Source organism: Haloplanus aerogenes (assembly GCF_003856835.1).
In the GTDB taxonomy this organism is placed as follows: domain Archaea; phylum Halobacteriota; class Halobacteria; order Halobacteriales; family Haloferacaceae; genus Haloplanus; species Haloplanus aerogenes.
The window spans coordinates 2,287,278-2,300,640 of record NZ_CP034145.1 but is presented as its reverse complement, the minus strand read 5'-3'; the positions used below and the strand labels follow the sequence as shown (position 1 = coordinate 2,300,640).

At 59.6% G+C, this 13,363-nt stretch carries 11 protein-coding genes; 8 read left to right on the top strand and 3 right to left on the bottom strand.

The window, feature by feature from the left end:
* Positions 1 to 12 precede the first annotated feature (12 nt).
* The gene (locus DU502_RS11740) at positions 13 to 1,263 is read left to right on the top strand and encodes a phage integrase SAM-like domain-containing protein (RefSeq protein ID WP_121921930.1); all 1,251 of its coding nucleotides are present in this window, start codon (positions 13 to 15) and stop codon (positions 1,261 to 1,263) included.
* 33 nt (positions 1,264 to 1,296) lie between these two features.
* Here DU502_RS11740 and DU502_RS11735 read toward each other — a convergent pair whose 3' ends face one another.
* The gene (locus tag DU502_RS11735; protein ID WP_121921929.1) at positions 1,297 to 1,947 is read right to left on the bottom strand and encodes a hypothetical protein; all 651 of its coding nucleotides are present in this window, start codon (positions 1,945 to 1,947) and stop codon (positions 1,297 to 1,299) included.
* A gap of 7 nt (positions 1,948 to 1,954) precedes the next feature.
* Between DU502_RS11735 and DU502_RS11730 the strand changes: the two genes are divergently transcribed.
* The 6 genes from DU502_RS11730 (at position 1,955) to DU502_RS11705 (ending at position 10,480) form a co-directional block, all read left to right on the top strand.
* Positions 1,955 to 2,401, top strand: a complete 447-nt coding sequence (locus DU502_RS11730) for an ArsR/SmtB family transcription factor (RefSeq protein WP_121921928.1) — start codon at positions 1,955 to 1,957, stop codon at positions 2,399 to 2,401.
* 230 nt (positions 2,402 to 2,631) lie between these two features.
* The gene (locus DU502_RS11725) at positions 2,632 to 3,924 is read left to right on the top strand and encodes a hypothetical protein (RefSeq protein ID WP_121921927.1); all 1,293 of its coding nucleotides are present in this window, start codon (positions 2,632 to 2,634) and stop codon (positions 3,922 to 3,924) included.
* A 226-nt stretch (positions 3,925 to 4,150) separates the two neighbouring features.
* Positions 4,151 to 5,512: an NAD-dependent succinate-semialdehyde dehydrogenase gene (locus DU502_RS11720; protein ID WP_121921926.1), complete on the top strand. Its 1,362-nt coding sequence runs from the start codon at positions 4,151 to 4,153 to the stop codon at positions 5,510 to 5,512.
* Entirely contained in the window at positions 5,512 to 7,092 is a 1,581-nt protein-coding gene (locus tag DU502_RS11715) for an acetolactate synthase large subunit (RefSeq protein WP_121921925.1), read from the top strand. Before DU502_RS11720 ends, DU502_RS11715 begins: the two co-directional genes overlap by 1 nt.
* Positions 7,089 to 8,876, top strand: coding sequence for a ribosome biogenesis/translation initiation ATPase RLI (locus tag DU502_RS11710; protein WP_121921924.1), 1,788 nt, complete (start codon positions 7,089 to 7,091; stop codon positions 8,874 to 8,876). The genes DU502_RS11715 and DU502_RS11710 overlap by 4 nt, the downstream gene beginning before the upstream one ends.
* A gap of 233 nt (positions 8,877 to 9,109) precedes the next feature.
* On the top strand, positions 9,110 to 10,480 hold the full coding sequence (locus DU502_RS11705) for a hypothetical protein (RefSeq protein WP_121921923.1): 1,371 nt from the start codon (positions 9,110 to 9,112) through the stop codon (positions 10,478 to 10,480).
* A 69-nt stretch (positions 10,481 to 10,549) separates the two neighbouring features.
* Here the strand turns inward: DU502_RS11705 and DU502_RS11700 are convergent, their stop codons facing one another.
* The gene (locus DU502_RS11700) at positions 10,550 to 11,599 is read right to left on the bottom strand and encodes a hypothetical protein (RefSeq protein ID WP_124897067.1); all 1,050 of its coding nucleotides are present in this window, start codon (positions 11,597 to 11,599) and stop codon (positions 10,550 to 10,552) included.
* Positions 11,600 to 12,568: 969 nt separating this feature from the next.
* On the opposite strand from DU502_RS11700, the gene DU502_RS11690 reads away from it, so the two are divergent.
* Entirely contained in the window at positions 12,569 to 12,808 is a 240-nt protein-coding gene (locus tag DU502_RS11690; protein ID WP_121921921.1) for a DUF2249 domain-containing protein, read from the top strand.
* A gap of 52 nt (positions 12,809 to 12,860) precedes the next feature.
* Here DU502_RS11690 and DU502_RS18565 read toward each other — a convergent pair whose 3' ends face one another.
* Positions 12,861 to 13,322: a hypothetical protein gene (locus tag DU502_RS18565; RefSeq protein ID WP_199722779.1), complete on the bottom strand. Its 462-nt coding sequence runs from the start codon at positions 13,320 to 13,322 to the stop codon at positions 12,861 to 12,863.
* Positions 13,323 to 13,363 lie beyond the last annotated feature (41 nt).

Genomic DNA, 13,363 nt, shown 5'->3' with positions numbered 1-13,363 from the left:
CTTCAAGAGAGTATGGACCGGAATACACCGACGGAACGGGCCCCGAGGACTTCACTTTCCGAGTCGTTCGAGCGCTACCTCCAGGACAAGGGGAAAGGCCGCGGTGGCGACGGCGGGAACTACCGACGGAACGCCGCTCGCGAACTCGAGCGGTTTGCCGAGTGGGCCGCCGGCGACCGCGGCGACGACGAGTGGACCGGGATCGTCCCCGACGACGTCGACAGGGAGCCGACCTTCGACGATCTCGACGAACGCGTGTTCCGGGCGTACGCCCGGCATCTCGGAGGAGACCGGGGACTCAAACAGAACACGGTACAAACCTATTACCGCTATATCTCTGCGTGGTGTGGCTGGTGCGTCAACGAGGGATATCTCGAAGCACACTATGCCCAGCGGGCGAGCGCGACCGCGCCGCTCCCGGAGGACGATGGTCGCAAACCCGGCGACCAGCAGGCCTGGACATCCGAGCAGCGCCACGCACTCACCCGTCACGTCGACGAACGGGCCCGCGACGCCGTCGAGGCGTACACGACACTTCCGGAAGATACTGACCCCCCCAACAAGCAGCGAGCACGATACACGGCGCTGAAGGCGGCTCGTGACCGGGCTTTGGTGTTCGTCATCGCGTACACCGCCGTCCGCGTTGGTGAACTCCTCCGGGACCCGAACGACCCCCGCCGGCGCGGCATCCGCTGGGAGGACCTGTCGCTTGACGACGGGAGTATGGACGTCTACCGGAAGAAACAGCAGTGGGACGCCGCCAGTCTTCCCGACCCGGTGATCTCGCCGTTGCGAAGCTACCGCCAACTGATGGACCCGCCGACAGAACGATGGCCGGTGTTTCCGACGTTCGACCAACGGACGCTAGCGGAACTCGTCGAGGATGAGCTAGCCGACCGAGGGGAACGCCCGGAGGCAATTACTGAGCGCCGTGAAGAATACGCTCGCGACCTCTTGCTGGCGCTCGATGAGGATATTCGGCCGCCGTCGATTACGACGGACGGCGCACGGTCGATTCTCCAGCGACTCTCAGAGGCTGCCGAGATCGACATCGACCATCCGAAACACGACTATCTGGCGCCCCACGGCGGCCGGCGTGGGATGGGTGAAGTTCTCGTTCGAGCATTCGGATATACCGTCGCCGCCCGGTATCTCGACAATTCGGAGGAGATGGTGAGAGAGCGGTATTCACATATCGAGGCCGGAGAACTCGGTGATGTCGCTACTGAGGCGCTCGAGGAGATCGATAGTGTACCGCAGTAACTTGTTTCGAGTGTGAGGGGTAGACCGGCGCGTTCACACCGCTTCGACGGTGAACAGCGAGCCGTCGCTGAGGACGACCTGTACCCGGCGGTGCCAGGCGTCAGCGAAGGCCTCCCGTTGCTGGTCGCTTGCCGACCCGTCGAGAATCCCCTGGAGATTCCCGATTGCGGGTCCACCGTCAGGAACGTCGCTGACGTGGTAGATCACTTCGATGGTCTCGCCCGTGTCGGTTCGCCGGAACCGGAACGTCGGCTCCGCCGTGTCCGGGTCGAACACGTCGAAGCGCAGGAGATCACGGCGGCCGCCGTAGCCGCCGGCGAGCCCGCTGAATCCATCGTCGTCGGTCGCGCCAGTCACGTACGAGATGATGCGGCTCATCACGCCGTACGTCGCATCGTCCCGCGGGCCGGCCGCCTGGACCTCGATTTCGCTCCGGACTGGATAGCTGTCGGGATACAGGGCGTCGAGCCCGAGCTGGACGATCCGGTAGGCGCCTGAGGCAGTCGGACAGGAGTGCCCCGCCTCTTTCACCGCGTCCGTGTAGGTGATGACGAACGGCTTGCCCGGTTCGAGGACGCCGAGGGCCTCCGCAACGGGATCGCGAATTTCGATCGGATCGACGTCGTAGTCTACCTGCCAGTCGGTTCGAGATACACGTGTCTCCGACGCGATCGACGAACCGATACGGGCAATGATCCTCGATATTCTCGTGGACGAAACGCTGACCGCGACCGACGTTCACGAGCGACTCGACGACCGGGGCATCGATCGTACCGAGAACACCGTCCGCCATCACATCAACGAACTGCGTGATGCCGGGCTCGTTGACGTCGTTCGATTCGAGGAGGGCCGCGGTGGCACTACGAAGTACTACGGTGCAAACACGATCGTACTCTCCTACTCGCTTCCCGATGAGGCCGACGCTGCCGTCGAGGAGATGGTTAACGCGGTACAACCCCTGATCGAGGATGCTCTGACCACGTTGACCGATAACTACGCCGACGTTATAGACGATATTACTCTGGACATGCAACCCTGTGAACACTGTCGGACACAGAAGTACGAGACGTACGTGTTACTGACCGTTCTCCGACACGCGTCCGTCCGTGCCCATCAGAAGGGAGACCAACTGCGATAGCCCGAAAATTAACCCATAGTTCGTACGGAAATTCTAGCCAATCTGTACAACGCCCCTCTTCACGTTCGTCTTCCTAGCATGCTTCAAAACCGTGTTTCGATTCGAATACTAAATAACAGTATGAGAAACGATAGGACAGGCTTCAGATCAATCCGATAGCGACCCAAGTTCAGAGAGTTCCTATGCAATTTGTAAGAACTCATTTGGGGACTGCGTCCGTATGTATAACTATGGCACGCCACCCGATTCGGTTCACCCCGTTCCACCTCGCAGGTGCGCTGTTTCTACTCGCTGGTCTCATATTGGCTGTCTATCACGGTCTCGAGCAGTTCAATCTGGTCCCGCGGCTCGGCTGGGTTTCGTGGAGTCACATTCACTTCGTGACGATCGGTGGGTTCACGCAGCTCCTGTTCGGAATGCTTCCCCAGCTCACGGCTCGGAAACTCGATCGTCCACTGCCCTCGAAGTACTACAACTGGCTGAATTTCATCGGATTGAACGGTGGATTTCTCCTGCTGTGGTACGGACGTGGATGGGGTCACATCTGGGCGTTCGATGGCGGACTCATCGCGATCTGGCTCCTCGTCGCCGGATTGCTGGTAATGATGCTGCGGATGGTTATGCAAAGCGATCGGGCGTGGAACGCAACAATCGGGCTGTACCTGGTGTCGGTTTTCGTGTTTCTGTGGGGCATCACGTACGCGTACGGCCTGTTCGCCCACATCTGGCAGGTTCCTGGCGGCTGGCTCGGCTTGCGCGAAGCCCACGTCCACGCCAACGCCTGGGGCTTCCTCGGCCTCGCGGCTATCGGCACGCTTTATGACCTCTTTCCTCGCGTGCTCGGTACCGACCTCTACAGCGAGAGGTTACGGAACTACTCGGCGTGGTTCTTCGTCGCCGGCATCTTTCCACTGATTACCGGCCCCTGGATCGGGATGGGCCGGACAGTCACGGCGACTGGACTGGTCCTCTTCGCGACGGGATTTGCACTGTACCTGTACAACCTCGTCCAGACGTATCGGTCGACAGACTCCCGGTCGGGTATCGCGTTGTCGGTCCTAGTAGCGCAGTTCTGGATGCTCGGGCCGGCGGGGTTCGCACCGTTCGTGCTGTTCGGCGTCGAGTGGGTGGATCCGGCGTATATCGAAGACGGCGCGCTCCACTTCTTCTTCGTGGGATGGGCGCTCCCGATCGCACTCGCCGGGCTCTTACTCTACTTCCGGAATCTCCCTGCCCTGCGCGAAGGACGTTTGGGGGGCAGTACCTCCGTTGATGCGACCGATCTCCTCCCGGATGGAGTCATCCCGTCGGTGATCTCGACGTGGATGGTCTGGGTGTGGAACATCGCAATCTTGGTGGTTGGCGTCGGCTTCTTCTATCAGGATCAGCCGTGGTCGGCGTATCTCTTCGGCCCCGGGTACACCGCTCTCATCGTCCTGTGGCTCTATGAACTGGCACAGGCGTTCCGCTTGCGTTGGGCTCTCCGGACTGACCCCGAGACGACTACCGACACGGGTCTTTGAGAATCGACTGTATTTCCTCGTTGTCTCGCTGAATCACCTCCGGTTCGATTATCGGCATAGAATGCGCAACACCCTCAGATAGGATCTCATCCGAGTATCTTGGTGAAGCTACTTATTTATCGCAAATTCGTATTATTTCAGCGTTTATCCTCCGCGACGTAAAATGGAGTTCGGGATTCGATTCGTCTGAATATTCATACGTCTGCATCGCGGCTTACTAGACCCTATGGATGTCGTCGACCCGTCAACCGGAACTCGGATCGAAACGTATGAAGAACACACCGAGGGCGACGTAACAGAGGCACTGGACCGTGCCACCGAGACATTCGACGATTGGCGTACCCGTTCGGTTCGGGATCGCGAGCAACTCCTCGCGACTGCGGGTGAGGTCCTCCGAGACAACAAACGGGAGTACGCCGAGACGATGACTCGGGAGATGGGCAAGCCGATCACGCAGGCCATTGCGGAAGTCGAGAAGTGTGCCTGGGTCTGTGACCACTATGCAGAGTATGCGAGTACCTATCTCGATTCGGATCCCCACCCGAGCCCTCCCGGATCGACGGTCGAAACCGAGTATGAACCGCTCGGACCCGTCCTCGCGGTGATGCCGTGGAACTTCCCGTTCTGGCAGGTGTTCCGGTTCGCCGCTCCGTACCTCACGGCTGGGAACGTCGGCCTCCTCAAGCACGCTTCGAACGTGCCAGGGTGTGCGCTTGCAATCGAAGACGTGTTCCGGGAGGCCGGCTACCCGGAGGGAGTCTTCCAGTCACTACTGATCCCGTCGGATCTCGTCGACGACATCATCGCAGACGACCGCGTCCGAGGGGCGACGCTGACTGGGAGTGGTCCGGCTGGGCGGGCTGTCGCCGCAACAGCCGGCGAACATCTCAAGAAGACGGTGCTGGAATTGGGTGGGAGCGACCCGTTTATCGTGCTGGACGACGCCGATATCGGATCTGCTGCCGAGACCGGCGCGTGGGCACGGAACCTGAACGGCGGTCAGTCGTGTATCGCTGCGAAGCGCTTCATCGTCCATACGGACGTGTACGACGACTTCCTCGATGCATTCGTCGACGAGATTGACTCGTTCGTGGTCGGCGATCCGATGGACGAGAAGACCGATATCGGCCCCCAGGCTCGGCAGGATCTCATGGAGGAGTTACACGAACAGGTTGCGGAGAGCGTTGACGCTGGGGCAACGGTCGTTACTGGCGGTGAACCGATCGACCGTGAAGGGGTCTTTTACCCACCCACGATTCTGACCGATATCCCCGAGGGGTGTCCTGTCGACAGCGACGAAACGTTTGGTCCCGTTGCCACAGTTTACGAGGTTGCCGACGAGGACGAGGCAGTCAGCAAAGCCAACGACACGAACTTCGGGCTCGGGGCGAGTATCTGGACCGAAAATCGTGACCGAGGCAAGCGGATTGCTAGCCGTATCGACGCCGGTTGTGTCTACGTGAATCAGCTGGTAAAATCGGATCCTCGGGCTCCCTTCGGCGGCGTCAAAGACTCGGGCTACGGACGCGAACTGTCCGAAGCGGGAATCAAGGAGTTCGTCAACCGAAAGACGGTGTGGGTCGAATGATGAAAGCCTCGGATCTGCTGGTCGCCTGCCTCGAACGCGAGGGCGTCGACCACGTGTTCGGCATCCCCGGCGAGGAACTGGAGGACTTGCTGTTCTCCATTCGGGACTCCGAAGTGACGTTCATCCCGGTCCGCCACGAACAGGGTGCCGCGTTCATGGCCGACGTACACGGCCGCTTGACTGGCGATGCGGGCGTCTGTCTCGGGACGCTCGGCCCGGGTGCGACGAATCTCTTGACGGGTGTCGCCGACGCCCATCTAGACAAAAGTCCGTTGGTCGCGATAACTGGACAGGGCGGACTCGAACGGCTCCACCAGGAGAGCCACCAGGCTATCGACGTGCTACGGACGTTCGAACCAGTGACCAAGTGGAACACACAACTCGATAGTCCGGATATTGTCCACGAATCCGTCCGGAAGGCATTCAAGGTCGCCGAGTACGAGAAACCTGGGGCGACACATCTGGAACTCCCCGAGGACGTCGCTGCTGAAGAAACCGAGATGCGTCCGCTGGATTCTCGTGACCGAATTCCGTTCGCTGCGCCGAATCCCGATACGCTCGCTCAGGTTCAAGAATTCCTACGAAAGGCGGAGCGACCGGTCGTGATTGCTGGAAACGGGGCCGTCCGTACGCAAGCCGCGACGCAACTCCGCGAGTTCGTCACGGAGACTGGTATCCCAGTCGTCTCGACGTATATGGGGAAGGGAGCAGTGTCGGATGCCGACGAGCAGTCGCTGATGACGCTTGGATCCGGAACCGATGGTGAAGCCGAAGTAGCCATCTCACGATCGGATCTCGTCATCACCGTCGGCTACGATATCGCCGAACACGATCCGGCCGAATGGAACGATGGAGCAGCGCCGCTCGTCCACGTCGATAGTGAGCCTGCGGAAGTGTACGAAGCGTATGATCCCGATATCGAGGTCATCGCGGACAGCGGCCGAACGCTGCGGAACCTCACCGATTGGTACCGGTCCGCTGGTTCGACCTTCGAGACAGGGTGGTTCACCGACCTCAGAGAGCGAATCGTCTCGGATGTCTACCGGACTCCACGGGAGACGGCTCCGTTCACCGTCGAAGGTGTACTGCCGGTATTACGTGAGGCGATGGCGCCCGAGGACGTGCTCGTATCGGACGTCGGGAATCACAAGATGGCGATCGCACAGAATTTCCCGACGTACGAGCCGAACACCTGCATCATCTCGAACGGGCTCGCGTCGATGGGTATCGCGGTTCCTGGCGGTCTCGCAGCCGATCTTGCGGTCGATGCGAACGTCGTCGCGGCGACTGGGGACGGCGGGTTCCTGATGAATGCCGCCGAGATCGAAACAGCGACTCGGTCCGGCTGTGACTACACCATCATCGTATTCAACGACAACGATTATGGACTTATCTCGAAGAAACAGCGCGATCATACGGGTGAGTCGTTTGGAACCGGACTAACCAATCCGGATCTCGTCACCTTCGCCGAGAGCTTCGGTATCGACGGATATCGGCCCGAATCGAGAGCCGACCTCCAGGAGGCGATTACCTCCGCGGTCGGCGGTGACATGGCACTCATCGACATCTCCGTCGAATGATCCTTCCTACCGATACACAGAGCGAAGAATACGTCGCAATTATTGACCAGGACAAGGTTACCGACGAGGTGCGGAACATCGCCGTCAAATACGATCCACTGAATCGATCCGGTCACGAGGGGTTTCACGTCACCGACGAGGGCGACCTCCACATCGACGACAGCAAGGTGATGCGAGAGCACAAGCTCATCGAAAAGAAGATCCCAAACGATGCGATCCGAATCGTCCCGCTCCCTTCCGAAACCGGTCAACTCGTTCACCAATACGGCGAGAACGGATTTCGACTGTATAACCTCCCGGCACCGGACGAAGGCTCGGTTATCGGCCTTCTCGGTCGGAACGGGATCGGGAAGACCACTGCCCTACGTATCCTGGCCGGTGAACTGGTGCCGAATTTCGGAACTCCGGACGGGGCCAGCTGGGACAGAGCAATCGAATCGTTCCGGGGGACGACCCTCCAGACACATCTCGAACGGCTCCGTGACGGATCGGTTATAACGGCCTACAAAAGCCAACGAGTCGACTCACTGTCCGATACGGACGGTGAGACGGTTCGACAGCGACTGACCTCTCGATCGACCGACCCGGGTCGTCTCGTCGATGAACTTGGACTTCGGTCAATCAGTGACCGGTCGTTAGGTGACCTCTCCGGTGGTGAACGACAGCGCGTCGCCATCGCAACGACGCTATTGAGCGATGCGGACCTATACTTGTTCGACGAACCGTCGTCCTTCTTGGATGCCAAACAGCGGTCGACCGTTTCGCAAGTGATCCACGAACGTGTCCGGGATACCGATGCGTCAGCGATCGTCATCGAACACGATCTGGCGATGCTTGACCTGCTCTCAGACGGGATCCATATCCTGTATGGGGATTCGGGTGGCTTCGGGGTCGTCTCCCAACGACTCTCGGTTCGTGCAGGCATCAATCAGTTTCTGGACGGATATCTAACCGAGGAGAACGTTCAGATCCGCGGCGATGCTATCGAGTTTCCTTCAGCCAGCGAGCGTGGGTCACCCAACGAGGATACAATCTTCGAGTATCCAAGACTCCAGAAGGAATTCCCGGGATTCGCGTTGTCAGTCGATCCTGGACAGATCTACGCGGGTGAATCGATTGGCATCGTCGGAGAGAACGCTCTCGGGAAGACGACGTTCGTGAAACTGCTCGCAGGGAGTATTGAAGCTGACAGCGGGGCTGTTCAGGGTACTCTCTCCGTCTCGTACAAACCACAGTACATGACGCCGGATAGCCAAGAGACCGTGCACGAACAGTTCACAGCGGTTACTGACACTCATTCCCGACGCTTCAAAACATGGATCCGAGATCCGTTCGATCTCGAGGTGCTGTACGACCGACCTCTCGATTCGCTCTCGGGCGGCGAACTACAGCGAGTCGGTATCGCACTGTGCCTCGCCCGCGATGCCGATCTGTATCTCATCGACGAACCGTCTGCGTTTTTGGACGTTGACCGGCGCGTGTCCCTCGCTGACGAGATTCATCGATTTAGTAAACGAACCGATCACCCGATCCTCGTCGTTGATCACGACCTCTTCGTGATTGATCGGGTCGCTGATCGCTTGGTCGTGTTCGAAGGATCCCCCGGAGATCATGGGCACGCGAATCCACCACAATCGGTACGAGACGGGATGAACGCGTTTCTCTCGTCGCTCGAGATTACGTTCCGTCGCGATGAGCGTACGGGACGTCCTCGGGTCAATAAGCCTGGCAGCCAACTTGACCGAGAACAGAAATCCAATGGAGAATACTACTATGATAACTGACGTCCTCCATCGTGTCCACGCGGTGGATCAACGAGTAGTGGGATTTCAACTTTCACTCATACACCGTTAGTAGCTGACCTACGGGTGTATGGGCACAAAGGAATCGATTCAGGTGTACGTGTGCGATCCTCTGATCCTGACAGAATACTCACCTCATTTGATAATGACACCTCCTCTTTCGAGAGAATATATTCGGAACGACAGTCAGGGAGGCAACGGTTTAACTGTGACATATGGCCGCAATACCGGGAAACATCGAGACGGACCAGCAACCCCCAATGACGCTCCCGCTACGACATTTCGTCGTCGGACTCGGGTTTCTTCTTGGCGGAACTCTCGTTGGCATTGGTGTCGTCGTCGATACTATTCCCGGATTCGGAACCCTCGCCCACGTCCATCTTCTGTTGGCCGGGTGGATCTGCATCACGATCATGGGTGCGATGACGCAGTTCATCCCCGTCTGGTCGGGTGCGACCCTCTATTCACGGCGACTCGCCAGTGTACAGCTGACACTCGTCGTTGTTGGACTATCCGGGTTCGTCGCCGGTCTCGTACTCAACTCGTTGGTATGGCTGATTCCCTTCGGCGGCCTCATGCTCGCTGGATTCTGGACGTTCGTTTACAACATCGCCCGGACACTGGCTCCGCTCGAGTCCTACGACGTAACCGAGCGTCACTTCATACTCTCGCTCGGATTTTTCATTCTGCTCACCGTCCTGGGGTTTCTCCTCGCCATCAGTCTCACGAGACCCGTGTTTGCGAACCTCCCAGTCACGCGTACCGATGTCGTAGCAACACACGCCACTCTCGCCATCTTCGGTGCCGTCCTAACGACAGTCTACGGCGCGCTCTACCAACTGGGGACGATGTTCACACAAACTGAGCTTCACGGTATCGACGAGTACCTTCGACCCATCGAAGAGATCGGACATCCAGTCGGCGTCGGTCTCCTAGCCCTCGGTCGATTCGCTGACACTGCCGTCGTGGCCCGGATTGGCGCGGTACTCGTGTTGGGGGCGGCACTCGCGTTCAGTACTATTCTCGCCCGGAAACTCTACGAGATGCAGGTCAACTGGACGCCGATGCACACTCGGTACGCCGTCGTGGTCCCGGGACTGGCTACATGGACGCTCGCCGCTCTCCCAGCGTGGCTCCGGGATCCGACTGCCCCTGCCTCCCTGTTCGGGGCGCCAGGCGCGGTGCATCTCTTGGTCCTCGGGACTGTCGGATTCGTCGTCGTCGGGACGCTGTACCACATCATTCCGTTCATCATCTGGGTTCATCGATACAGCGACCGCCTCGGATTCGAGGATGTTCCCATGATCGACGACCTCTACGATGACAGGCTAGCCGCGGCTGACGCGATCCTGCTGGTGGGTGGAACCCTCCTGATCGTTCTTTCGGACTGGTTTCAGCTCTCGTCGATTATCCTGGGGATCGGTGGGGGGGTAGTAACCCTCGGGAGTGTCGTCTTTACTGCGAATATGCTTCAGGTCATCCGCAAACACAGTCCCCACTCTATGGGACAGATCCTGTTGGGGTCGATTGCCCCGCGACAGAACCCTCGGTCCGCCGATGAATCAGACGTTAGTGAGCAACGATAGCGATGCTGACTCCCTCGCTACCATCGCGCGCGGACCGTCAGTGTACGACGGGGGGGAGACCGAGGCCGTTCATTCGCGCAGCAGACGCCGTCCGACCAGATACGCGTATGCTCCAGCACCACACAGCGTGAGGATCGCTCCACCTCGGGAGTACACCGGCGTAGCGATGAGCAGTCCACCCGCTCGAAAGAGGGATCCGACTGCCAACACCCCCATCGTGCCGACGGCTACCCGGGTTGTCGCTCCCGGAAACCGACCGCTCGTGAGGGCGAAGAACTGGATCACGTAGCCGACGATCGTAAGCGCGAAAAATCCGGAAATGATGGTCGTCGCGTGTGCAGAGAGTTGCCCGGGGGCGACGGTCCCGAACGCTGCCGGCACGTTGAGCCCTGTCGCAACGACGCCGGCAATAGCACCGAGGAGAATGCCGTAGAGTCCCAGCCGACGCCGTTCGGATTGCCAGAAGACGTACCCTACCAGACCGGCGTATCCGACCATCGCGACTGTCTGGAGGACTGCGCCAACTCGAAACGCGACTCCCGTCCAGAACGAGGTGGCGAGCAGTCCCGGCCCCACCGCCCCCGGAACGAGAACAATCCACGTGCCTGCTCGTGGCGGCGTCACGTGAAAGAATCCGGACATGAGCCGTGCTCCCAGCGCGAATATCAGGAGGGCAGCGAAGCCAGCACCATAGTAGTGAACAACAGCGGGGAAGGGAACGGCCGGGATAGGCTCGAATCCAGCCCACCCCAGTAATCCGATCGTCCCGAAAACGAGGTATCCAATCGAGACTGGGATCATCGCCGTCGCAAGGCGCGTCGATCGTTGGGGTCGATCTCCCGAGCGAGTCACTATCTCGGGTCGGTCACGGAGCGCGGGAACGATGGTCCACGCGAGGACGGCGACGAAGAACGCGACGCCGAGACTCCAGCAGACGACACCCGCTCGAGTGAGAACCGAGGTTTCGGTCATCCGACCGACGATCAGGCCGGCAGCCCCCGAATACGCCAGCACGAAATGGACCCCTGGAAGGCGGTAGTCGACTAACGTTCGGCCGACGAAGGAGGGAATCAAGAGGTAAGCCATCCCGAAGATCATGGGGCAGACGAAGCCGAACAACGCGACTGTCGCTACGAGGGTCCGACGCGCCCCGAACACCACCAGTGCTTCCGTTCCGACGAAGGAGAGGGCACTCGCCATGGTGAAGTATCGGGTCCACAGACTTAGCCGCCCGGACGCGAGCCCCGCTCCCATGTGGCTATCGTCGGCCGATCGGGAGATAAATCCCAATCTTTACGTGCTGCGTTTTCCTCTCCAGCGGATCCGTGAGACGGTCCGGTCTGCTACGGTACTGCATCAGGGCCGTCTGGATCAGTCGTTTTCGGTTCCGCCTTCGGGAAGATGTTGGCGTGGGGCTGTCCCTCTAAGTCAGTGAGCGTACGGATCGTGGTCATGATTCTCGTGGCTGTGGAGCGGATTGGTCGTACTGAACGTCGGTTCGTACCGATTCGTGTTCGACATCAGTCGGCGACGCAGTAACGGATAATGGGTCCCGTTCCGCACTGTTATCGGCTCCGACGCTGCAGTCAGGTTTGTTTCCCCGACGATATCCCGTTTCGACGTGATGCTCTCGATCCCCCTCGCAGACGATACCTGTCCCGGTCTGGACGTGGACCGTCGCGTCGTTCCGAAACACCTCGACCGCCGGGGGGTCGCTCGTCGCCACTGATCTCGGTTGCGATCATGCTGTCCCCTCCGTTCGACAGGTTTCACCCCGTGCGTATCGACTGTCCGAACGGTCGGTACGGCGCCGTTCGTGATTCCGCCGCTCTTCGGATCCGGGGTCCTTACTCAACCGTCATCTTGCGGTAGATACGTGCCACACTCCGGGCATTCGTCGTCGGTGATGGTCACTTGGAGATCACACTCCGGACAATACGCTCGATAACACGCTGGATCGCCCATATCCGTCCTTGTCGGGCGAATCAAATAGCCGTTGGTCACAGTTCGTTCTGGAGTTTACTTCGCGACCTGTTCCGCGAACGTCATCGGGCGTACATATAGCTGTTCGCACGCCAATACACGGATATGCGCTCGAAACGGTACGGCAACGCAGACCACAGGCTGGACGTCCGCGAGATAGACGGTCCGCCCTTCGACGCCATTATGGCCGCTCTCGACGATCTCGACGACGGCGCGTCGTTGCTGGTGATAAATAGCTTCGAACCGGAGCCACTCTACGAAGTTCTCAAGAATCGAGGCTTCACGTACGAGACGACGAATCCGTCGCCCGGCGAATGGCACGTCAAGGTCGTCGACGCCCGATAGTGACTGCGAGGAGGCAACGATTCATGCACTGTTCCCGACTGGAGTACGTCGCTCAAAAACTCTCTTTTCGGAGAACGATGTGACCGGTCTCCAACTGCGTTAGTTCCGGTGGTGTGTCGTCGCGTGGATCGAACGTCGTATACGCGAACGCCTGCCAGAGGACGCGTTCGGGATACGGGCGGTCGGAACGGTGGACGCCCAGTTCGTCCGCGAGCGCCCCATCGTCGAGTTCACCGGCTTCGGTTGGTACCGATATCGGATTCGGGAGTGTATCCAAGTCGAGGCCGAACGATGGGAACAATCGATAGTCCGTATCCATCGCGGGATGATGGAGTTCACGCCGGCCCGGATAGCGGACTACCAGTTCCGGGGTGACCGTTGTCGGACCACCCTCGTGTTCCGCTGGCTCGACACGTTGTTCGGAAAGCCGGATGCGACGGCGCTCCCCTGTCGCGATGGTGTATTCGCTCCCGGCGACCGTTAGTGCGATCGCCGTCTCAGTTCGACGGGTCACCGACACGTCCGGGGCGGTGTACGACCGAACGTAGCTTGTCG

What these genes read in the sequence shown, in the direction of transcription:
- DU502_RS11705 (WP_121921923.1), top strand. Translation starts at nt 9,110, where the DNA reads ATGGCCGCAATACCGGGAAACATCGAGACGGACCAGCAACCCCCAATG.
- DU502_RS11730 (WP_121921928.1), top strand. Translation starts at nt 1,955, where the DNA reads ATGATCCTCGATATTCTCGTGGACGAAACGCTGACCGCGACCGACGTT.
- DU502_RS11715 (WP_121921925.1), top strand. Translation starts at nt 5,512, where the DNA reads ATGAAAGCCTCGGATCTGCTGGTCGCCTGCCTCGAACGCGAGGGCGTC.
- DU502_RS11690 (WP_121921921.1), top strand. Translation starts at nt 12,569, where the DNA reads ATGCGCTCGAAACGGTACGGCAACGCAGACCACAGGCTGGACGTCCGC.
- DU502_RS11720 (WP_121921926.1), top strand. Translation starts at nt 4,151, where the DNA reads ATGGATGTCGTCGACCCGTCAACCGGAACTCGGATCGAAACGTATGAA.
- DU502_RS11710 (WP_121921924.1), top strand. Translation starts at nt 7,089, where the DNA reads ATGATCCTTCCTACCGATACACAGAGCGAAGAATACGTCGCAATTATT.
- DU502_RS11725 (WP_121921927.1), top strand. Translation starts at nt 2,632, where the DNA reads ATGGCACGCCACCCGATTCGGTTCACCCCGTTCCACCTCGCAGGTGCG.
- DU502_RS11740 (WP_121921930.1), top strand. Translation starts at nt 13, where the DNA reads ATGGACCGGAATACACCGACGGAACGGGCCCCGAGGACTTCACTTTCC.